The sequence below is a fragment of the Oerskovia rustica genome, assembly GCF_014836555.1.
Taxonomy (GTDB): Bacteria; Actinomycetota; Actinomycetes; order Actinomycetales; family Cellulomonadaceae; genus Oerskovia; species Oerskovia rustica.
Window position 1 is genome coordinate 78,864 of the sequence record NZ_JACSQQ010000017.1, and the last position, 20,513, is coordinate 99,376.

A 20,513-nucleotide genomic window follows, 5' to 3' on the forward strand; every position below is an offset into this window, starting at 1 on the left:
ATGCCCGCCTTTACGTCGGGTTGTTAACATTCCTGAGAGTCGTCCGGCCATCGTTGCCCCGGACGGGAGGGTCTGACATGCCAGCCAGCCAGCAAGAAGTCCTGACCTCAGATCAGGTGCGCACGTCCCGCACGTCCACCGAGCACCGGCCCGAGCGGCTCTCGTCGCGTCGGGCGGAGATAGACCTCGCGCTCTCGGCGGTCGCCGACGGGCGGGGCGCGTTCGTCTGGACCGGGGAACCCGGCATGGGGGCGAGCACCACGCTCGAGCGCGTCCACGAGGCGCTGCACGGGGCGAGCGGTCCGCACCCGCCCCTGGTCCTGAGGGTCGCCCAGACGGTGGGCCCGCAGCGTTCCGGCGGAGCGGTGCGTTCGCTCGTGTCCCAGGTCGCCCAGGTCACCGGGTGCGCGGTGCCGGACCGGCTCGTGCGCCCGCTCGACGTCGCCGACCCGGAGTACGGGTACCTGCCCGAGGTCGGCGCGGTCGCGCTCGCCGAGTACCTCGAGGAGGCGGTGCCCGACCGCACGGTCGTGCTCCTCGCCGACGACCTCCACCTGGTCGACGAGATCAGCCGTGCCGTGGTCGTCGGGCTCGTCGCCCAGCGCCGCGCCGCGCTCGTGCTCCTCGCGACCGCCGTCCCCGGAGGGTTCGACCGCCCGCTGCCCTACCCGATCGAGGTCCGTGAGCTCGCGCCCCTGGGGCCGCCCGAGGCGCTGCACCTGCTGCTCGTCGAGGAGCGCCTGGCCGTGGCCCCGCACGTCGCGGCGAGGCTCGCCCAGAACCTCGCGGGCAACGCGGCGGCGATCGCCCAGACGGCCCGGCTGCTGTCGAGCGAGCAGCTCGCGGGCACCGCGATCCTCCCGGACCCGCTGCCCCCGGTTCCCGCGGTCCGCACGCTGCTCGGCGACCGGCTCGACGGGCTCGCCCCCGAGGAGCGGCGTGCGCTGCTCGTCGCGGCGGTCGCGGTCGTCGAGCGCACGGACGTGCTGCTCGCCGCGTCGGGGCTGAGCATCGAGGAGGTGCTCGACGGGCCGCTCTCGGGGCAGCTCTCGCTGGTCTCCGGTCGCTTCGCGTTCACGGACCCGCGGGTTCGCTCGCTGGTCCACGGCGACGCCCGCCTCGCAGACCGCACGGCCGCGCACCTGCGGCTCGCGACGGTCCACACGGCGGTCGGCGAGGAGGACATCGCCACCTGGCACACGGCGCTCGCGACGCTCGCGGGTGACCCGACGCTCGCCCCGGGGCTCGTGTCCCTGGCCCAGCGTCTCCTCGAGCGCGGGGACGTCGTGTGGGCCCACGAGGTCGCGCGCGAGGCCGCGAGCCAGGCCGCTGCGGCGGACCGCGGCGAGGCGTACGTGGTCGCGGGGACGGCCGCGCTCCAGTCCGGTCATGTCCACGACGCGGCCGACTGGCTGCGGCGGGCCGCGCGCTGCGAGGGCGGCGTGAGCTCGGCCCGCATCCTGGGCCCGCTCGTCACGGCGCTCACGCACGTCCAGGGCCAGGTGCCTGACGACGTGATCGCCCCGTTCCTCGCGCTCGCGGACAACGACGACGCCTGCACCTGTTGCGTCGACCACGAGGGCCGTCCCCGCGACGCGGCCGGGGGGTGCGAGATCGGCGACGTCGTGCAGGGGCTCACGAGCGCGGCGACGCTGCACGCCGAGCGCGGCGACGGCGTCGCCGCGTCCCAGGCGTTCGACGCGGCGAAGCGGCTCGCGCGACGCTGCACGCAGGGGGTCGGCGGGCTCGACGTCGTGCGGTCCTGGCTCGCCAACTACGGGGTGGGGGAGCGCGGCAAGGGGGCCAACCTGCCTGGTTCGTGCCTCTCTCCGGAGCAGGAGGCGTACGCACAGGTCAGCCGCGCGATCGCGCTGGCCGACGAGGACGCCCTCGACGTCGCGGGCCAGGCGCTGGCCAGCGCGGTCGCGAACCTCGCGCCGGTACGGAACGGGGGCCGCTGGTTCGACGCCCCGTCCGGTGCGGTGACCCCGTACGTCGAGGCGCACCTGCGCCTCGCGCAGGTGCTCGTCCACTTCTGGTCGGGGAACATCACCAAGGCGCGCCGCGAGCTCGAGGAGGCGGCCTTCCGCCTGCCCGTCGGGCTGCCGTTCGCGGGGACCGGGGTCGCGGTCGCACGCCGCCTCGACATGGCGGTGCACGGCAGCGTCGGGACGGTCGCGACCGCGCTCGAGGAGACCTGCTCCTGCCCGACGTCGCGGCCCGTCCGGCTGGGGCTCCTCGTGGACCGGGCCATCGGTGCGTCGTTCGCGCGCCACCACACCCAGGCGGCGACGCTGCTCGAGCTGGCCGCCGAGACGGACCGGCGCGACTGCGCCCACATGCTGCACCTGCCCGGGATGGACGACGTCGAGGCCTGGGTGCTCGCCGGACGTCCCGACGCGGCCGAACGGGCGCTCGCCCGGCGGCGCGTCGAGGCCAAGGACCTCTCCCCGGCGAACCGGGTCGCGACGCTCGCCCGTGCCGAGATCGCCCTGGCGCGGCCAGAGGACTCGGTCGCGCTGCGCGACGCCGTCGCCTCGGCGGGCAGGGGGATCGCGTCGCCGTTCGAGCACGGGCGCACCGAGCTCTGCCTGGGCCGGGCGCTGACCCGCTGGGGAGACCTGCCCGCGGCCCACGAGCACCTGCTCTCCGCGGTCGAGCTCCTCACGCAGTCCGGGGCGTGGGCGTGGGCGCGGCAGGCGCAGGGGGAGCTCGCCGGCGTCCTCGAGCACCTCCACGCGCTCCAGGTGGCTTCCGCCCGCAGCGACCACGCGCCCGTGCCGACCACGACGCCCGGGGGAGGCGCCCCGCACGCGGGGGCTGCGCCGTCGGGCAGGCCGCGCCTCGCCGCGCGCGAGAGCGACGTGTCCGACGACGCCCTCGACGAGCTGCGCGCCCGCTGGGCCGACGAGCTCACCGAGCGGGAGCTCGACGTCGCGCTGCTGGTCGTCCAGGGAGGCTCCAACCGTGAGGCTGCGGACCAGCTCTACCTGTCCGTGCGCACCGTCGAGGTGCACCTGGGCCGCGTCTTCCGCAAGCTGGGGGTGCGCTCGCGGGTCGAGCTCGCGGTGCTCGCGCACCGGGTCGGACGATGAGCCGGACGGTACGCGGGGTCGGCGCGACCCGTATGCGACGCGCGGGTACGTAGGGGGGAACACCTACGCGTCCGTGTGTATGTACGCGAGGTGAACAATGTGGGAAACGCTGATTCACGAGGACAGGGTCGCTCCCTAGGGTCGGGGTGTTCCTGGGCAACGACGTCCGGGTCACCGGGCACCCGAGCCCCCAGCCAAGTGAGGCAGACACATGCGACTGAGAACTCCACGAGGACGCGCGAGGAAGGTGGCAGCGGGACTGACCGCAGCAGCCATGCTCGCGACGTCCCTGGTCGCCGGCACCGTCGCCGCGACCGCGACCCCCCTCCCCGCAGCCACCACGACCGCCGAGACCGGCGACAGCGCGATCAACGGCTACCGCAACGTCGCGTACTTCACCCAGTGGGGGGTGTACGGGCGCGACTTCAAGATGAAGGAGCTCCAGGACTCCGGCGCCGCCGCCGACCTGACGCACCTCAACTACGCGTTCGGCAACATCCACCACCAGACGCTCACGTGCTTCGAGGCCAACAAGGCGCAGGGCACGGGCCCCAACGGGTCCGACGGCGCGGGCGACGCCTGGGCCGACTACGGCATGGGCTACACCGCGGCCAACTCGGTCGCGGGCGTGGCCGACGCCTGGGACCAGCCGCTCGCCGGCTCGTTCAACCAGATCAAGCAGCTCAAGGCCAAGAACCCCCAGGTCAAGGCCATGCTGTCGATCGGTGGCTGGACCTGGTCCAAGAACTTCTCCAAGGCCGCCGCGACCGACGCGAGCCGCAAGAAGCTCGTGTCGTCCTGCATCGACCTGTACCTCAAGGGCAACCTGCCCGTCATCGACGGCCGCGGCGGCCCCGGCTCGGCGGCAGGCGTGTTCGACGGCTTCGACATCGACTGGGAGTGGCCCGGCTCGCCGAACGGTGAGGTCGGCAACATCGTCGACGTCGCCAACGACAAGGCGAACTTCAAGGCCCTCCTCAAGGAGTTCCGCACCCAGCTCGACGCCTACGGTGCGACGACGGGCAAGAAGTACCAGCTCAGCGCGTTCCTCCCGGCGAACCCCGACGACATCGCGTCCGGCGGCTGGAACGACCCCGAGAACTACCAGTACCTCGACTTCGGGAACATCCAGGGCTACGACCTGCACGGCGCCTGGAACAAGACCCTCACGGGCCACCAGGGCAACCTGTACGACGACCCCACCGACACGCGCCCCGCGAACCGCCGCTACAGCGTCGACAAGGCCGTCAAGGCCTACCTCGACGCCGGCGTCCCCGCGAAGCAGCTCACCATGGGCCTCGCGATGTACGGACGAGGCTGGAAGGGCGCGACGTCGTCGGCCCCCTGGGGCGTCGCGACCGACGCCGGACCCGGCACCTGGGAGGCCGGCAACGAGGACTACGACAAGCTGAAGAACCTCGGCACCGGGTACTACGACCCGGTATCGGTGGCCTCGTGGCGTCACGACGGCAACCAGTGGTGGAGCTTCGACGACCCGCAGTCCGTCGCCGTGAAGGGCGACTACATCGCCGCCAAGAAGCTCGGCGGGGCCATGTGGTGGGACCTCACGGGCAACCAGGACGGCTCGCTCCTCAAGGGCCTCGCGACGAAGTTCCGCGCGGCACCGGCCGGGCCGGTGATCGGTGACCCGACGGGTGGCGGCGGGACGACCGGTGGCACCACGGGTGGCACGACCGGCGGGACCACTGGTGGGACGACCGGTGGGACGACCGGTGGGACCACTGGTGGGACGACCGGTGGGACCACTGGTGGGACGACCGGTGGGACCGGGACCGAGTGCGCCGCGGCGTGGACCGCGACCGGTACCTACAACGGCGGAGCGACGGTCTCCCACAACGGCAAGAACTACAAGGCCAAGTGGTGGACCCAGAACGAGACCCCCGGCACGGCCGGTGGCCCCTGGGAGCTCGTCGGTACCTGCGGCACGTCTGGTGGGACGACCGGTGGGACGACCGGCGGGACCACCGGTGGCACGACGGGTGGCACGACCGGTGGCACGACCGGTGGCACGACGGGTGGCACGACCGGCACCGGTACCTGCACCGCCCCCGCCTGGTCCGCCACGGCGGTCTACGTCGGTGGGGCTCAGGTCTCGCACAACGGTCAGAAGTACACCGCCAAGTGGTGGACGCAGAACAACGTCCCCGGGGCCGAGCAGTACGGCCCGTGGCAGGCGCTCGGCGCCTGCTGAGAGTCGAGCCGGGGGGCGGGATCCCCGCCCCGCCCCCCGGCTCCTTCCCCACGACCCCCGCCGAGGACCGACGCCGATCGAGGCTCCGTCACCGGTGGGTACCACGTAGCGGCTCGCCGCTGCCGAACCCGAGGTCCCGTCGACCGGCCCGAGGGCCGCCCAGGATCTCGGGTTCGGCGACCTTCCTCCTGAGATCCCCGATCTCCCCTGATCTCCGCCGGGCCCCGCCCTGCGGTCTTTCGGCGCTCCACGCACACCGCGCGTTGCGCTCCGCACAACGAAGGCAGATTCGATGCACGTGAAACTCACCGGGCACCGCGCCCGGGTCGGCGCGGCCCTCGCGACCACGACGGCGCTGTTCGCGACGATGCTCGTCGCGGCCACCACCTCGTCGGCCATGGCCGCCGACTGCGCCCCGGCCTGGTCGGCGACGGCGACCTACACCAACGGCGCGACCGTCTCGAAGGACGGCGTGAACTACTCGGCGAAGTGGTGGACCCAGAACAACGTCCCCGGCGCTGAGGCGTCCGGTCCCTGGGCCTCGCAGGGGGCGTGCGGGACCGGCGGGACCACTGGCGGCACGACCGGTGGCACGACGGGTGGCACGACCGGCGGGACCACGGATGGCACGACCGGCGGGACCACGGGTGGCACGACGGGTGGCACGACCGGTGGCACCACGGGTACGACCGGTGGCACGACGGGTGGCACGACCGGTGGCACGACGGGTGGCACCACGAACCCGGAGACCCCTGTGACGGGCCACGAGGCCTGCCGTCCGGACGGCATGTACAAGACCCCGGGCGTGGACGTCCCCTACTGCGACGTCTACGACACCGCGGGCCGCGAGAAGCTCCCCAACGGGCTCGACCGCCGCGTGATCGGCTATTTCTCGAGCTGGCGCACGGGGGCCAACGGCCAGCCGCGCTACCTCGCGAGCGACATCCCCTGGAACAAGCTGTCGCACATCAACTACGCGTTCGCGCACGTGGGTCCCGACAACAAGATCTCCGTCAACGCACAGGCCGCGGGCAACGCGTCGACGGACATGACGTGGCCTGGGGTCGCCGGGGCCGAGATGGACCCGACCCTGTCCTACAAGGGGCACTTCAACCTGCTCGCCAAGTACAAGAAGGCGAACCCGGGCGTGAAGGTGATCCCCGCCGTCGGGGGCTGGGCCGAGACCGGTGGCTACTTCGACGCGAACGGCAACCGTGTCGCGTCGGGCGGTTTCTACACGATGACCGAGTCCCAGGCGAAGATCGACACGTTCGCCGACTCGACCGTCGCGTTCATCCGTCAGTACGGGTTCGACGGCATCGACATCGACTACGAGTACCCCACGTCCAACAAGGGGGCCGGGAACCCGGACGACTTCGCGTTCTCGGACGCCAAGCGTGACAAGCACTTCCAGGGGTACGTGAACCTCCTCAAGACGCTCCGCGAGAAGCTCGACAAGGCAGGGGCCGAGGACGGCGAGTACTACGTGCTGACGACCGCGACGCCGTCGTCCGGGTGGCTGCTGCGTGGCATGGAGGCCTTCCAGGTCGTCCAGTACCTCGACTACGTCAACCTCATGTCGTACGACCTGCACGGGGCGTGGAACGAGCACGTCGGCGGCAACTCGCCGCTGTTCGACGACGGCAAGGACCCCGAGCTCACGGCCGCGGGGGTGTACACCGCGTACAAGGGCATGGGCTACCTCAACGGTGACTGGGCCGCGCACTACTTCCGCGGTGCCATGCCCGCAGGCCGCGTGAACCTCGGCGTCGGCTTCTACACGCGCGGGTTCCAGGGCGTCCAGGGCGGCACCGACGGCATGGGCGGCAAGGCCGTCCCGCCCGCGGGCTTCACGTGCCCGGCAGGTACGAACGGCAAGTGCGGGTATGGCGCCGAGGGCGTCGACAACCTCTGGTTCGACTCCGACCCCATGGGCAACGCGGTCCCGGCCGGCGTCAACCCGATCTGGCACGCGCTGAACCTGCAGAAGGGGATCGCCGGCGACTACGCGGCGTCGTACAAGGTCCCGACGACCGTCTCGGGTTCGTACGTGCACCACTTCGACCCGGTCACCAAGAACGAGTGGTGGTGGAACGCGAGCAAGAAGGTCTTCCTGTCCGGTGACACGACGCAGGCGATCGGGGCGAAGACGGACTACGTGGCCGACACGGGCCTCGGCGGCGTCATGATCTGGGAGCTCGCGGGCGACTACGGCTACAACCAGACCAAGGGCCAGTACGAGATCGGCCAGACCATGGTCGACCTCATGCACTCGAAGCTCAGCACGACGACGGCCTACGGGGCCACCAAGGCCAACGCGGACCGCGTGATGCCGAAGCAGGCGATCGACATGAGCATCGACTACACGCAGTTCGCGCTCGGTGACAGCAACTACCCGATCAACCCGAAGGTCGTGTTCACCAACAGGTCGAAGACCGCCATCCCGGCGGGCGCGACCATCTCGTTCCAGTACGGCACCACGGACACGGGCGAGATGAGCGACTGGTCGGGCATGAAGACGACGACGACCAAGCAGGGCCACACGGGTCCGAACGTCGGCGGCCTCAAGGGCGACTTCCACACGGCCGAGTTCACGGTGCCCCTCGGCGGGATCCCCGCGGGCGGGAGCATCACGAACCAGCTCAAGTGGACCATGCCGATCGCGCAGTTCTCCAACGTGATCGTGACGATCGGCGGGACGTCCTACTCGACGACCTACGACCACCCGCGGGGCGTCACCGTCGTCGAGCCCACGGGTGGGACCGGCGGCACGACCGGAGGCACCACGGGGGGCACGACCGGCGGGACCACGGGCGGCACAGGCGTCTGCACCGCGACGGCCTGGTCCGCCACGGCGACCTACGCCGGCGGCGCCCAGGTCAGCCACGCAGGGCGCACGTGGACGGCGAAGTACTGGAACCAGGGGGACACGCCGGGTGCTCAGCAGTGGGGGGCCTGGACCGACGGAGGCGCGTGCTGACGTCTCGGGACCACTGACCTCCGTCGCGCCGCGCGGCCCGGGCCGCCGCGCGCCCCCCCCCCCCCCCGCGGGGACGCTCCTGCTGGTGCGTCCGACGCGGTCCTGCTTCCTGTCGCTCCGGGCTCAGCCGGTGCTGCCGATGACGGTGCGGGCGACGCGGCTGGTGCAGCTGGTCCTTCGGCCCCCCATGGGCCTTCCGGCCGCAAGACCGGGGCTGCGCGTGGGGCGTCGCTCTCGGGGGCGCAGGTCCGGGCCGCGCTGCCCGGGGCGTTCCGCAAGCTCGACCCGCGTGAGCTGTACACGTCGCCCGTGCTGTTCGTCGTCGAGCTCGGTGCCGTGGCCACGACGCTCCTCGCCGCGTTCGAGCCCAGCGTGTTCGCGTGGGCCATCGCGGTGTGGCTGTGGGCGACCGTGCTGTTCGCGACGCTCGCCGAGTCGATCGCGGAGAGCCGCGGCAAGGCGCAGGCGTCGAGCCTGCGCGCGACCCAGCAGCAGACGACCGCGCGGCGCATCATGGCTCCCTCAGACACCCTGGCCTCGGGCACGGGTCTCGCGGCCCTCCCGACGGCGGAGGTCCCCTCCTCGACGCTGGGCGTCGGGGACGTGGTGGTCGTCCGGGCGGGCGAGATCATCCCCGGTGACGGCGACGTGATCGAGGGCGTCGCGTCGGTCGACGAGTCCGCGATCACGGGCGAGTCCGCCCCCGTGATCCGGGAGTCGGGCGGTGACCGGTCGGCGGTCACGGGCGGAACCGTCGTCCTGTCCGACACGATCGTCGTGCGGATCACGGCCCCCGCGGGCCACACGTTCGTCGACCGGATGATCGCGCTCGTCGAGGGGTCGGAGCGCCAGCGCACGCCCAACGAGATCGCGCTCAACATCCTGCTGACCTCGCTCACGATCATCTTCCTGCTGGCCGTCGTGACGCTCCAGCCGTTCGCGGTGTACTCGGGCTCCAAGCAGTCGATGATCGTCCTCATCTCGCTGCTCGTGTGCCTCATTCCCACGACCATCGGCGCGCTGCTGTCGGCGATCGGCATCGCGGGCATGGACCGTCTCGTCCAGCGCAACGTGCTCGCGATGTCGGGCCGCGCGGTCGAGGCCGCGGGCGACGTCGACGTGCTGCTGCTCGACAAGACCGGCACCATCACGTACGGCAACCGGCAGGCGGCCGACCTCCTCACGGTCGGCGACGTCACGACGGAGCAGCTCGCCGAGGCGGCCCGGCTCTCCTCGCTCGCGGACGAGACGCCAGAGGGCAAGAGCATCGTGGTGCTCGTCCGTGAGCGGTACGGCGTGGAGGCCCCGGCGTCCGGCCCGGCCCCGGGGGCAGGGGAGCCCGACCACGCGGCGCGCGTGACGCCGTCGGGCAGCAACGGCACGGCGGGCGACGCGGACGACCTCACCGGCGCCGAGATGGTGCCCTTCACCGCGCAGACGCGCATGAGCGGGATCGACCTGCCGCTGCCCGACGGGCGCGTTCGCCGCATCCGCAAGGGCGCCGGCAGCGCGGTCCAGCGCTGGGTGCACTCGACCGGGTCGTCGACGAGCAGCGGGCCCGGTGGCACTGCCGCCGAACAGCTCGCGGCCCACGTCGACGCCGTGAGCTCCTCGGGCGGCACACCGCTCGTCGTGGCCGAGCAGGTCGGCGAGGGACCCGCGCGCGTGCTCGGCGTCGTCCACCTCAAGGACGTCGTCAAGGTCGGCATGCGCGAACGGTTCGACGAGCTGCGCGCCATGGGCATCCGCACCGTCATGGTCACGGGCGACAACGCCGTGACCGCGCGGGCCATCGCCGCCGAGGCGGGCGTCGACGACGTCCTGGCCGAGGCGACGCCCGAGGACAAGCTCGCGCTCATCCGGCGCGAGCAGGCCGGCGGGCGGCTCGTCGCCATGGCGGGCGACGGCACCAACGACGCCCCCGCCCTGGCGCAGGCCGACGTGGGCGTCGCGATGAACACCGGGACCACCGCCGCCAAGGAGGCGGGCAACATGGTGGACCTCGACTCCGACCCGACCAAGCTCATCGAGATCGTCGAGATCGGCAAGCAGCTGCTCATCACGCGCGGGGCCCTGACGACCTTCTCCATCGCGAACGACATCGCGAAGTACTTCGCGATCCTGCCCGCGATGTTCATGGTCGTGTTCCCGCAGCTCGCGGTGCTCAACGTCATGCGGCTGTCGAGCCCCGAGTCGGCCATCCTGTCGGCCGTCGTGTTCAACGCGCTCATCATCCTGGTGCTCATCCCGCTCTCGCTCAAGGGCGTGCGGTACCGGCCGTCGTCGGCGTCGGCGATGCTGCGCCGCAACCTTCTGGTCTACGGCGTGGGCGGCCTCGTGGCGCCGTTCGTCGGGATCAAGCTCATCGACCTCGTGATCTCCCTCATCCCCGGGATTGGCTGACATGCCTGGAACTCTCTCGACCCCCGCGGGCGTCCCCGGACGCCCCGCCCCCCTCGCGCGCCCCTCGGCCTCGGCCGGTGCCGCCTCGCTGTTCCGCCAGACGCTCGCGGGCCTGCGCGTCCTGCTCGTCCTGACGTTGCTCCTGGGCGTGGCGTACCCGCTCACGGTGTGGGGCGTCGGGCAGCTCGCCCTGCCGTGGCAGGCGAACGGCTCGCTCGTGCGCAGCGACGGCACGCACGCCACGTCGATCACCGACACAGGGGCGGACGGGGCCCCCGTCGTGGGGTCCGCGCTGATCGGCCAGGACTTCGCCGCGGCCGACGACGCCGAGCGCTGGTTCCACGGCCGTCCCTCGGCCGCGGGCGACGGCTACGACACGCTCGCCTCGGCCGGCACGAACCTCGGGCCGCTCAACCCCGAGCTCGTCGCCTCGATCGAGGAGCGCCGGGCGGCGCTCGCGGACCTGAACGACGTGGACCCCGCGTCGCTGCCGGCCGACGCGCTCACGGCGTCGGCGTCGGGCCTCGACCCGCAGATCAGCCCCGCGTACGCGGCCCTGCAGGTCGCGCGGGTCGCCGAGGCCAGGGGCCTCGACGAGACCGTCGTCGCGGACCTCGTGGCCCGGCACACCGCGGGCCGGGACCTCGGCGTCCTGGGTGAACCGCGCGTCGACGTTCTCGAGCTCAACCTCGCGCTCGAGAACTCGGAGAAGATGAACCCATGACGACGAGCGCGAGGCCCCCCGCCGTGGACCGGACGGCGCGGGTGCCCGTGCCTGAGACGCGCGGCGGTCAGGAGGCCGCAGGGTCCGGGAGCCCCCAGGAGGGGCGCCCGGGCCCGGGCGCGTCCGGCACCCCCCGGCCCGACGGCGTCGCTCGCCGCCCGGGGGTCCTCACCGTGTATCTCGGGGCGGCCCCGGGCGTCGGCAAGACGTACGCGATGCTCGGCGAGGCGCACCGGCGGCGAGCCCGCGGCACCGACGTGGTCGTGGGACTCGTCGAGACCCACGGGCGCGCCGCCACGATCACGCAGATCGGCGACCTCGAGGTGGTGCCGCGCCGCGTCGTGAGCCACCGCGACGTCGAGCTGACCGAGCTCGACGTCGACGCCGTGATCGCCCGCGCGCCCCAGGTGGCGCTGGTCGACGAGCTCGCGCACACCAACGCGCCCGGATCGCGGCACCGCAAGCGCTGGCAGGACGTGCAGGACCTCCTGGCCGCGGGCATCGACGTCGTGACCACGGTCAACGTGCAGCACCTCGAGTCGCTCACGGGCGACGTCGAGGCCATCACGGGCGTGCGCCAGCGCGAGACCGTGCCCGACCAGGTCGTGCGCGACGCCGACCAGATCCAGCTCGTCGACCTCTCGCCCCAGGCGCTGCGCCGCCGCCTCGCGCACGGCAACGTGTACCGGGCCGAGCAGATCGACGCCTCGCTGTCGTCGTACTTCCGCACGGGCAACCTCACGGCCCTGCGCGAGCTCGCGCTCCTGTGGCTCGCCGACCGCGTCGACGACGCCCTGACCCGCTACCGGGCCGACCACGCGATCGTCGGCACGTGGCCCGCGCGCGAGCGCGTCGTCGTCGCCGTCACGGGTGGGCCGGAGGGCGAGACGCTGCTGCGACGCGGCGCCCGCATCGCCCAGCGCGCATCGGGCTCCGAGCTCGTCGCGGTGCACGTCCTGGCCACCGACGGGCTGCCCAGCGCCCCGCCCGCAGCCATCGCCGCGTCGCGCGAGCTCGTCGAGTCGCTCGGCGGGACGTTCCACACGGTCGTGGGGGAGGACGTCGCGTCGGCAGTCGTCGACTTCGCGCAGGGCGTCAACGCGACCATGATCGTCGTGGGCGTCTCGCGGCACTCCCGCTGGCGCGAGGCGCTGCTGGGCTCGTCCAGCACGGAGATCGCGCGCCTCGCCGGGACGATCGACGTCCACCTCGTGACGCACGAGAAGGCCCGCACGGGCAGGCTCCTGCGGGGGCGGTGGTCGGCGCTGTCCCGGCGACGCCGGGCCGCCGGGTGGGCCCTGGCCTTCGTCGTGCCCGCCGTGCTGACCGGGATCTTCTGGCTGCTGCGCGAGGACGTGTCGCTCTCGACCGAGCTCATGCTGTTCCTCGCGGGCTCGGTGGGCGTCGCGCTCGTGGGCGGGCTCTGGCCCGCCGTGGCCGCAGCCGTCGTGTCGTTCCTGTGCCTCAACTGGTTCTTCACGCCACCGACGGGGTTCCTCACGGTCCAGGACCCGGAGAACCTCCTGGCGCTCCTGGTGTTCGTGCTCGTCGCGGCGGCCGTCGCGTCGGTCGTGGACCTCGCGGCGCGGCGGACCGTGCAGGCGTACCGGGCGCGGGCCGAGGCCTCGACCCTCGCCGCGCTCTCGCGGTCGGTGCTCTCGGGCGAGGACACCGCGCAGGCCATCGTCACGCGGCTGGCCGAGACGTTCGGCCTGTCGCGGGTCGAGCTCGAGTCGCGCGCAGGGGAGAGGAGCGCGTGGCGGACGGTCGCGACCACGGGCCGCGCCGAGGGTGACGCGTTGCCCGCCGAGGGTGACCGCCCGCTCGCCGGGGGTGACGGGATCTCCGCCGAGGGCGACCGGATGCCCGCCGACGGCGACGTGCGCTCCCGGGCGAGCTCCGCCGTCGGGCACCGTGACGACCCCGGGCGCACCGAGCTGCGCGTCGACGACCACCACCGCCTGTCCCTGTGGGGGCGGGCCCTGCCCGCGAGCGACCGGCAGGTCCTCGAGGCCTTCGCCGCGCAGGCCGGGCTCGTCCTGGAGTACCGGCGACTGCGCGAGCAGGCGGCCCAGGCCGCCGTCCTCGAGGAGGCCGACGCGACCCGCACCGCGCTCCTCGCGGCCGTCTCGCACGACCTGCGCACCCCGCTCGCCGCGATCCGTACGGCGGTCGACGGGCTGGCCTCCCCGGACGTCGACCTCGACGCCGAGGACACCGAGGCCCTGACGCGGACCATCCAGGACTCGACGGGGAGGCTCGAGAAGCTGATCGACAACCTGCTGGACCTCTCGCGGCTCCAGACGGGCAGCGTGCGTCCCGTCCTGCGCGCGGCGTCGGTCGACGAGATCGTGCCGCTCGCGGTCGAGCCCTACGGGCCGGGTGTCGTGCGTCTCGACGTGCCCGACGACCTGCCACTCGTGCGCACGGACCCCGGGCTGCTCGAACGCGCGGTCGCGAACCTTACCTCGAACGCCGTGCGGCACAGCCCACCCGGCGAGCCCGTGCGGATCACGGCGTCGGCCGGCCCGCGCGAGATCGAGCTGCGCATCGTCGACACGGGTCGTGGCCTGTCCGACGAGTCCAAGGTCCGCATGTTCGAGCCCTTCCAACGCCTCGGTGACACGACCGGCGAGGGCCTGGGACTGGGGCTCGCCGTCGCCGACGGCCTCGCCCGGGCCGTGGGCGCGACCATCACGCCCGAGGACACGCCGGGCGGCGGACTGACCATGGTGGTCACGGTGCCGCGCGACGCACGGGAGGATGACGCCGTGAGCACTGACAGCGGTGGCCCGGCCGGCACGGCGGGCATGACGGACGACGAGAAGGGCGAGGTACGCGGATGAGCGTCGACGGCAACAGGGTGCTGGTCGTCGACGACGACGCGGGCCTCGTGCGCGCCCTCGCGATCAACCTGCGAGCGCACGGCTGGGACGTGACCGTGGCCATGACGGGCACGGAGGCCCTCGACGCGGCGGCGAGCGCCCGCCCCGACGTGATCCTCCTCGACCTGGGCCTGCCGGACCTCTCCGGCTTCGAGGTCATCGCGGGCGTCCGGGGGTGGAGCGCCGTGCCCATCGTGGTGCTCTCGGCCCGCCAGCTCGGCGACGACAAGGTCGACGCGCTCGACGCGGGCGCGGACGACTACGTGACGAAGCCGTTCGCGATGAACGAGCTGCTCGCGCGGCTGCGGGCCGCGGTGCGCCGCGCCCAGCCGGCCGAGGCGTCCGAGCCCGTCGTCGAGGCGGGCGACCTGCGGATCGACCTGGCCCGGCGCCGCGTGCTGCGAGCCGGGCAGGAGGTGCGCCTCAGCCCGACCGAGTGGTCGCTGCTCGAGGTCCTGGTGCGTCACCGTGGGCGCATGGTCGGACGGCTCCAGCTCCTGCACGACGTGTGGGGGCCCGCGTACTCGGCCGAGACCAACTACCTGCGCGTCTACACCGCGCAGCTGCGGCGCAAGCTCGAGGACGACCCCGCGAACCCGCGGCACATCATCACCCAGCCGGGCATGGGCTACCTCTTCGAGGTCTGACCCCGCCGCCGTACCCTGTCGCACGGCCCCGCTGCCCGGCACGATCCGGGCGAGCGGGAACCACCGCCGCGCGCCGACCGTTGAGCGTTCGACCCGACGAAGGAGACCCGTCATGCTGTGCCCTCTCGACCAGACCGTGCTCGTGATGTCCGACCGCAAGGGCGTGGAGATCGACTACTGCCCCACGTGCCGCGGAGTGTGGCTCGACCGGGGTGAGCTCGACAAGATCATCGACCGCAGCCTCGAGGCCGAGATCGCCGCCGAGGCGGGTGGCCCTGCCGCTGCGGCCGCGCCGCACGGTGCGCCCCGCGCCGCGACCCCGCCGCCCGTTCAGTACCCGCCGACCCAGCAGCTCCCGGTCCCGCCGCAAGCGCCCTACGGCTACGCGGACGACCGCCGTCGCGACGACTACCGGGGCGACGACCGTCGCCGTGACGAGTACCGCGGGGACGACCGCTACCGCGGCTCCGACCAGTACCGCAGCGACGACCCGCGCTACCGCAAGCGCAAGAAGAAGGAGTCCTGGCTCGAGGACCTGTTCGACTTCTGAGCCGCCGCGGCGCCGGCCCCCAGGCGGGGCCGGCGCCGTCGTCGTTCCACCGGGCCGTGAGCACACACGCCGCCCGCCCTCACCCGCTCCTGATCGGAAGACCCATGCCCGTCCTGGACTCGTTCTCGCTCGCCGGCCGCACGGCGCTGATCACCGGGGGGAGCCGGGGCATCGGCCGCGGCCTCGCCCAGGCCCTCGGGGAGGCGGGCGCGCGTGTCGCGCTGACCGCCACCACGGTCGAGGCCGCGCGGTCCGCGGCCGACGAGCTGCGCGCGCTGGGCCTCGACGCGCACGGCTACGAGCTCGACGTGACGGACCGCGAGCAGGTGGACGACGTCGTCGCGCAGGTCGGGCGCGAGGGCGGCGGGGTCGACGTGCTCGTCAACAACGCGGGGATCTCGATCGGGGGCGCGGCCCTGGAGATCGAGGACGACGTGTGGCACCGCACGCTCGCGACGAACCTCGACGGCGTCTGGTACTGCTCGCGGGCCGTGGCCCGGCAGATGGTCGAGGACGGGCGCGGTGGGACGATCGTCAACGTCGGGTCGATGTCCGCGCAGATCGTGAACCGCCCACGCTGGCAGCCGGCCTACCTCGCGTCGAAGGCCGCGGTGCACCAGCTCACCAAGGGGCTCGCCGCGGAGTGGGCGCCGCACGGGATCCGGGTCAACGCGGTCGCGCCGGGCTACATCCTCACGGAGGCGTCGCCCGTGGACCAGCCCGAGTACTACGACGACTGCGTGGCGCCCGCGGCCATGAAGCGGTGGGGGACGCCGGCCGAGCTGGGGCCGGTCGTGGTCATGCTCGCGAGCGAGGCGTCGAGCTTCATGACGGGGGCCGTCGTGACGGTCGACGGCGGATACACGCTGTTCTGAGCGGCGACCTCCGCACGGTCCTGGCGGGGCTCGACGGGTACGGCCGGGCGTTCTTCTGGAGTGAGAAACGCTAAACAAAAAGGTATACCAAACAACTTGTGCTTGACCGACGACAGAAGTCTCCCTAGGGTCGGGCGTGCACCGGACCCGTCACCACGGGAGCCGCACCGCAGCGGGCCCACGACGTCGTCGGCCACCGAGCGGTGCCACGCGCTCCGCGTGCAGTCCACGCCCGGCCGAACGGTCCCGTCGCCCATCCCGCACGCGACCGCTCGACCCGGGCACGCAGGGATTCGACGACGAAGACCTGACCGCCCCCGGATCCCCACGACCCGCCGGCGGGCAGAGGAGAGGGAGAACGATGACACAGGACACCGCCGCCCCCGACGGACTGCTCAAGCGACAGATCTCGCGACGGTCGATGCTGACCGGCACCGTCGCGGGCCTCGTGGCGCCGGCCGTGCTCGGGCTCGGCGCGGCACCCGCCGCCGCGCACGGCAACGGGAACCACGGCAAGCCCGACAAGGGCAAGCCGGGCAAGGACAAGGTCCGCCGCCTGACGATGTACGCCGAGGCGTTGCCCGGCGGGCTGATCGGCTACGGGCTCGCTCCCGGACAGGCGACGGTTCCCGGCCCGACCCTCGAGATGTGGGAGGGCGAGACGTTCGAGATCACCCTGGTCAACACCACGGACAAGCGCCTGTCGCTGCACGCGCACGGCGTGAGCTACAGCTACGACTCCGACGGCAGCCCGCTCAACGCCTCGTTCAACGAACCCGGACAGTCGCGGACGTACGTGTGGCGGACCCACGCCGCGTACACGACCAAGGGCGGCCAGTGGATGCCGGGCAGCGCGGGCTACTGGCACTACCACGACCACGCGCTGGGCACCGACCACGGCACCGAGGGCGTCAAGGTCGGCATGTACGGCGCGCTGATCGTCCGGCGCAAGGGCGACGTCCTGCCCGACCGCCAGTACACGGTCGCCTTCAACGGCATGTCGATCAACAACCAGGTCGCGCCGAACGTGCCCGTGTTCGAGGCGAACCAGGGTGAGCGCGTCGAGTTCGTGGCGATCGGTCACGGCAACGCGTTCCACACCTTCCACCTGCACGCGCACAGGTGGGCGAACAACCGCACGGGCTACCTCACGGGGCCCGGCGACCCGACCCAGGTCGTCGACACGCGCGACCTCAACCCGGGGGACTCGTTCGGCTTCCAGGTGATCGCCGGGGAGAACGTCGGGCCGGGGGCCTGGATGGTCCACTGCCACGTGCAGTCGCACTCCGACATGGGCATGGGCGGGATCTTCCTGGTCGCGAACAAGGACGGCAGCGTGCCCGACCATGCTCAGGCCGCGCTCCACCGGTACCAGGGGCACGCGCACCCGTAGCGGCGTCCGCGTGCGAGGCGTCAGGACCGGCGCGGCGCGGCGGCCGCGCGGGGCCTGACGGTCGACGACGGCCGCCTACCGGCCGGTGACACCTAGACTCGTCCCTCGTGCGCCAGGTGCTGAAGCAGTGGGTCGACCCGTTCATCGTGGCTCTCGTCGCGACCATGGTCCTGGGGCTCGTGGTCCCGGTGCCGGCCGACGTCCAGCGTGTCGTCGACACGGTCGCCGACGTCGCGGTCGCCGTCCTGTTCCTGGTCTACGGCATGCGACTGTCGACGAGCGAGGTCTGGTCAGGCCTGAGGAACGTCCGCCTCCAGGGTGGGATCCTCGCCTCGACCTACGTGGTCTTCCCGCTCGTGGGGCTCGCCGTCTCGTGGGCCGTGACGCCCGTGGTCGGGGCGCCGCTCGCGGCGGGCATCCTCTTCCTGTCGCTGCTGCCCTCGACCGTCCAGTCGTCGGTCGCGTTCACGTCGGTCGCGCGCGGGAACATCGCGGGCGCGATCTGCGGGGCCACGGTCTCGAACGTCGTGGGCATGGTCGTGACGCCGCTGCTGGTCCTGTGGTTCATGTCGTCGAGCGGCGCGACCGGCGGACTGAGCGGTCTGCGCGACGTCCTGCTGCACCTGCTCGCCCCGTTCGTCGTGGGCCAGCTCCTGCAGCCGTTCGTGGGCCGGTGGGTCCGGGCGCGGCGCTGGCTCACGCTGTCGGTGGACCGCGGCACGATCCTGATCGTGGTCTTCGGTGCGGTCGCCGCGGCGACGAGCGCGGGCGTGTGGGCCGGGATCTCGGGGTGGACGATCCTGGCTCTCGTCGGGATCAGCGCGGTGATCCTCGCGGTCATGCTCGCGGTGACCTGGTGGGGCGGGGCGGGGCTGCGGCTCGGCGTCGAGGACCGCATCGCGCTGCTCATGTGCGGCTCCAAGAAGAGCCTGGCCACGGGGCTGCCCATGGCTGCGGTGCTCTTCCCGGTCGCGGTCGCGGGCACGATCGCCGTCCCGGTCATCGTGTTCCACCAGCTCCAGCTCATCGTGTGCGCGGTGTTGGCGCGCCGGTTGGCGCTGCGCGACCAGGCGTGATCGCGGGCCCCGTCCGGCCCGTACGTCGAGTATGACGTTCGGGCTGTCCCGGAGGTCCCGTGACAGCCCGAACGTCACACTCGACGCGCTTCTCGGCGTCTCAGCGGCCGACGGCGTCACGCACCCCAGCCGGCGAAGCGCCCCACGGCGACGAACACTGCGAGCAGCAGCAGGACGGTGTTGACCGGCACGGACTGCTTCTCGCCGAGGCGGACGTGCAGCGGGATGGCGCCGACCTGCGTGACCGCGAGGCCGACGGCCGCGATCGGGGTGAGGATCGGCGCGATGTCGGTCACGAGCGGCAGGATCAGGCCGACGGCGCCGAGGATCTCGAGCGCCCCGAGCACCCGGACCGCGGTCAGACGCCCCGGCGTGACCCAGCGCATCTGCTCCATCAGCTTGCCGGCCGGGGTCGTGAGCTTCATGAAGCCCGCACCGGCGAAGGCGACGGCGAGCAGACCTGCGGCGATCCAGAGGGCGATGTTCATAGGGTTTCCTTCGAGGTCGTGGCACGCCGCCATGTCGCGGCGGGTGCGCGGAAGAGGATGGTCGGTAACCGTCCGTAGGGTCGGTCACCTTTTGTGCCGGAGGACATCATGGGTAACCTGGAGGAGGTCTACAAAAGGCACACCGGTGTTCCCGGTGGGTCCGGAACGGAGAACTCATGTCCGCCGCCACCAGCGGTACCCACCGGTCGCAGGCTCCCGACGACCTTCACGTGCCCGTCCCCGACGGAGGCGGCTGCGGCGCCGACCACGCGAGCAGCGAGGTCCGGCGTGTCCTGGACAGGGTCGGGGACAAGTGGAGCGCACTCATCCTGGGCACTCTCTCGAGCGGGCCGCTGCGCTTCACCGAGCTGCTGCACGGCATCAGCGGGATCTCCCAGCGCATGCTCACGCTCAACCTGCGCCAGCTCGAGCGCGACGGGCTCGTGAGCCGGACGGTCCACGCGGTCGTCCCGCCGCGGGTCGACTACGAGCTCACCGACCTGGGGCGCACGCTGCTGCCGCCGGTCCTGGCCCTCGTGGAGTGGGCCATGGAGAACACCGACGAGATCCAGGGGCACCGGGTGCGCTTCGACGCGCAGGCCGACGACCGCGGCTGAGGACCCTCAGCCCGCCGCGACCTGTTCGCGGATCTGCCGCTTGGCGCGCAGCAGGATGCCCGTCATGCCGTTGAGCCGCAGGGGGCTCACGGCGTTCGTCAGCCCGATCATGAACGGGTAGTCGTCGGGCACGGCGAGCGCCTGCTCGGGTGTCAGCCCGTCGAGCCCCTGCGCCAGGATCGACGCGAATCCGCGCGTGGTCGGGGCCTCGGCCGGCGCGGTCGCGTACAGGTGGACCCCGTCCTCCTCGACCTCGGCGAACGCGCGCACGGGCGACTGGCACTCCTCGACGCGCTCGAGCAGCCCGGGCGCGTTCTGGTAGCGCGCGGGCAGGTCAGGGAGCTCGCGCGAGAACTCGAGGAGGAGCTGGAGGCGGTCGCGCTCGCCGAGCGCGAGGAAGTCGTCGCGGATCTCGGTGAGGACCGGGGGCAGGGCGGTCGCGGCGTCGTCGGTCATCCGTCGATCCTCCCACCCGCGACGCGCCCGGGCAGCGCCGGACCGCCCAGCGGACGGCTCGCCGTCGGGCCGTCCGCTGGCGCCCGGCGGGCGGTCCGCCGGCGGGCCGGGC

General features: G+C 72.7%; 14 protein-coding genes. 12 read left to right on the forward strand and 2 right to left on the reverse strand.

Annotation, left to right across the window (positions count from 1 at the left end; all coding sequences use genetic code 11):
* Positions 1 to 77 precede the first annotated feature (77 nt).
* The 11 genes from H9652_RS11580 (at position 78) to H9652_RS11630 (ending at position 18,840) form a co-directional block, all read left to right on the forward strand.
* Positions 78 to 3,095 carry a helix-turn-helix transcriptional regulator gene (locus H9652_RS11580; protein WP_191796376.1) on the forward strand — a complete coding sequence of 1,006 codons (3,018 nt, stop codon included), beginning with the start codon at positions 78 to 80 and terminating at the stop codon, positions 3,093 to 3,095.
* A 247-nt stretch (positions 3,096 to 3,342) separates the two neighbouring features.
* Positions 3,343 to 5,307 (forward strand): glycosyl hydrolase family 18 protein, encoded by a 1,965-nt coding sequence (locus tag H9652_RS11585; RefSeq protein WP_318244134.1) that lies wholly within the window; start codon positions 3,343 to 3,345, stop codon positions 5,305 to 5,307.
* A gap of 292 nt (positions 5,308 to 5,599) precedes the next feature.
* Positions 5,600 to 8,287, forward strand: coding sequence for a glycosyl hydrolase family 18 protein (locus H9652_RS11590; RefSeq protein WP_191796378.1), 2,688 nt, complete (start codon positions 5,600 to 5,602; stop codon positions 8,285 to 8,287).
* 102 nt (positions 8,288 to 8,389) lie between these two features.
* On the forward strand, positions 8,390 to 10,690 hold the full coding sequence (gene kdpB / locus H9652_RS11595; RefSeq protein WP_191796397.1) for a potassium-transporting ATPase subunit B: 2,301 nt from the start codon (positions 8,390 to 8,392) through the stop codon (positions 10,688 to 10,690).
* 1 nt (position 10,691) lies between these two features.
* On the forward strand, positions 10,692 to 11,414 hold the full coding sequence (kdpC, locus tag H9652_RS11600; RefSeq protein WP_191796379.1) for a potassium-transporting ATPase subunit KdpC: 723 nt from the start codon (positions 10,692 to 10,694) through the stop codon (positions 11,412 to 11,414).
* On the forward strand, positions 11,411 to 14,260 hold the full coding sequence (locus H9652_RS11605) for a DUF4118 domain-containing protein (RefSeq protein WP_191796380.1): 2,850 nt from the start codon (positions 11,411 to 11,413) through the stop codon (positions 14,258 to 14,260). Before kdpC ends, H9652_RS11605 begins: the two co-directional genes overlap by 4 nt.
* Positions 14,257 to 14,946, forward strand: coding sequence for a response regulator (locus H9652_RS11610; protein ID WP_191796381.1), 690 nt, complete (start codon positions 14,257 to 14,259; stop codon positions 14,944 to 14,946). Before H9652_RS11605 ends, H9652_RS11610 begins: the two co-directional genes overlap by 4 nt.
* Positions 14,947 to 15,058: 112 nt before the next feature.
* The gene (locus tag H9652_RS11615) at positions 15,059 to 15,496 is read left to right on the forward strand and encodes a TFIIB-type zinc ribbon-containing protein (protein WP_191796382.1); all 438 of its coding nucleotides are present in this window, start codon (positions 15,059 to 15,061) and stop codon (positions 15,494 to 15,496) included.
* Positions 15,497 to 15,600: 104 nt separating this feature from the next.
* A complete protein-coding gene (locus H9652_RS11620) occupies positions 15,601 to 16,371 on the forward strand; it encodes an SDR family NAD(P)-dependent oxidoreductase (protein WP_191796383.1) in 771 nt (256 codons plus the stop codon).
* Between the two features lie 361 nt (positions 16,372 to 16,732).
* Positions 16,733 to 17,764 carry a multicopper oxidase domain-containing protein gene (locus tag H9652_RS11625; protein WP_225228111.1) on the forward strand — a complete coding sequence of 344 codons (1,032 nt, stop codon included), beginning with the start codon at positions 16,733 to 16,735 and terminating at the stop codon, positions 17,762 to 17,764.
* Between the two features lie 107 nt (positions 17,765 to 17,871).
* Positions 17,872 to 18,840 (forward strand): bile acid:sodium symporter family protein, encoded by a 969-nt coding sequence (locus H9652_RS11630; RefSeq protein WP_191796384.1) that lies wholly within the window; start codon positions 17,872 to 17,874, stop codon positions 18,838 to 18,840.
* Positions 18,841 to 18,956: 116 nt separating this feature from the next.
* Here H9652_RS11630 and H9652_RS11635 read toward each other — a convergent pair whose 3' ends face one another.
* Positions 18,957 to 19,328, reverse strand: a complete 372-nt coding sequence (locus H9652_RS11635; RefSeq protein ID WP_191796385.1) for a DoxX family protein — start codon at positions 19,326 to 19,328, stop codon at positions 18,957 to 18,959.
* Positions 19,329 to 19,504: 176 nt separating this feature from the next.
* Between H9652_RS11635 and H9652_RS11640 the strand changes: the two genes are divergently transcribed.
* The gene (locus H9652_RS11640; protein ID WP_191796386.1) at positions 19,505 to 19,945 is read left to right on the forward strand and encodes a winged helix-turn-helix transcriptional regulator; all 441 of its coding nucleotides are present in this window, start codon (positions 19,505 to 19,507) and stop codon (positions 19,943 to 19,945) included.
* A 6-nt stretch (positions 19,946 to 19,951) separates the two neighbouring features.
* On the opposite strand, the gene H9652_RS11645 is transcribed toward H9652_RS11640, so the two are convergent.
* Positions 19,952 to 20,401 carry a SufE family protein gene (locus H9652_RS11645; protein WP_191796387.1) on the reverse strand — a complete coding sequence of 150 codons (450 nt, stop codon included), beginning with the start codon at positions 20,399 to 20,401 and terminating at the stop codon, positions 19,952 to 19,954.
* Positions 20,402 to 20,513: the final 112 nt, after the last annotated feature.